This window comes from Achromobacter sp. 1011791174, assembly GCF_059760925.1.
In genome coordinates this window covers 1-1,501 of sequence record NZ_JCBANH010000197.1, presented here as the reverse complement: position 1 = coordinate 1,501, position 1,501 = coordinate 1, and the positions used below count along the sequence as shown (strand labels likewise).

General features: G+C 70.0%; 1 protein-coding gene. It reads right to left on the bottom strand.

Translation table 11 applies throughout. The features are described 5' to 3' along the window. Window positions 1-111 precede the first annotated feature (111 nt). Window positions 112-1,398 (bottom strand): phospholipase A, encoded by a 1,287-nt coding sequence (locus AC6LJ5_RS30280; RefSeq protein ID WP_498142447.1) that lies wholly within the window; start codon window positions 1,396-1,398, stop codon window positions 112-114. Window positions 1,399-1,501 lie beyond the last annotated feature (103 nt).

Sequence of the window (1,501 nt, the reverse complement as noted above, 5' to 3'; positions counted from 1 at the left end):
TCGCGCAATACCGCGACCTGCTGGTGCCGCATGCCGACGGCATGACGCCCAATCATTTCGAGCTGGAGCTGCTGGTCGGCCGCAACGCGAGCCGGCATGGGCCGCCAGGCCTCAGGGCACGATGGACAGGCCCACGCGGAACTGTGAGTCCTCGCGCCGGTTGTAGCCCAGCAGCGTTTCGCCGTAGCCGTTGAAATACTGCAGGTGCAGGTAGCCGTTCATGTTCAGCCAGGTGCGCTGCAGCGGCCAGGCGAAGTCCAGCTGGGTCGTGCGGCGCTGCTGGTCGCCCTGCCGGTACAGGGCCGTGACCACGGCGCCGTTGTCCTGGGCCCAGCGCAGCTGCCAGTCGACGCGGCCGGCGTAGTCGGCGTAGTCCGGGTTCTCGCCGGCCACGCCGAAATACGCCTTGATCCTGGGCGCGAAGGTCAGCGTGCTGCCGCCGTCGAGGCGATAGTGGAAACGCGGTTCGACATAGCCGTCGTTGACCGAGCGCGAATCGGGGCCGTCCTTGCCGTTCGAATTGTGCTCCGCGCCGACGTTCACCCCCAGGCGCCAGTTCTGGCTTTCCGAGGACCAGAGATTGTCGGACAGCCAGAAGACGCTGGGATTGAAGGTGGTGTCGATGAAGGGCATCGAGTCGCTCTGCAGATCCCAGAGCGAGGTCTGGGTGTATCCCAGATAGAAATTCTCGTACCAGTTCGCGGGCCGGTTGGCGGCCGGGCTGAAGAGGCGGTACTTGGCGCTGATCTGGAAGCGCGCGGTGGTCTTGCCGCGCGTGCCGATGTCGAAATACACGGGCTTGTATTCGGATATCGCGCTGCGAAAGCGCGAGAAGGCGTCCGCCTGGCCGGGCGCGGCGGACGCGTCGGGCGAGGGGCCGCCCTGCGGCGAGGCGCCGGCGGCGGCGACTTCGGGCGCGGGCACGGGCTGGCCGCTGCGCGCGTCCACCACCGGACCCTGAGCAGGCGTGCTGGCCAGCGTGCCGCTGTCGCGGCCGGTGGCGTCCAGCGCCATCATGGCGGGCTGGCCCTCGATGGAAACGGCCTGCAGCCCGCGCGCGCTGGCGGGCACCTCGGCCGACCAGGCCAGGCGCGCGAAGTTGTTCACCGGCACGCTGTAGCGCGCCTGCCCGCCCTGCAGGCGGGCCAGGCTGCGCACGATCTGGCCGTCCTGGCCGCGCCATTGCAGCACCAGTTCCGGCGGCGCCTCCCAGGTGGCGCGGGCATTGCCTTCGTTGAAGTAGACCGCCTCGATGGTGACGGTGTCGCCGGGGGCGGCCGAAGGGCGGTCCAGTCGGTAGGACACGCCGGCCGTGGCCGTGCCGGCCATGCCCAGCGCCAGGGCGGCGGACAGGACGTGCAGGGCGGGGAGGGCGTGGCTCGGGCGGAGGAAGCTCATGGGGCGGGACGGATTGAGGGGACGAGGCAATGTAGCATTAAGAGAAAGGCCCACCCCCGAAGCGCTACGCGCTCCCCACCTGGGCGGCCCCCTCCAGGGGGCG

What these genes read in the sequence shown, in the direction of transcription:
- AC6LJ5_RS30280 (WP_498142447.1), bottom strand. Translation starts at nt 1,398, where the DNA reads ATGAGCTTCCTCCGCCCGAGCCACGCCCTCCCCGCCCTGCACGTCCTG.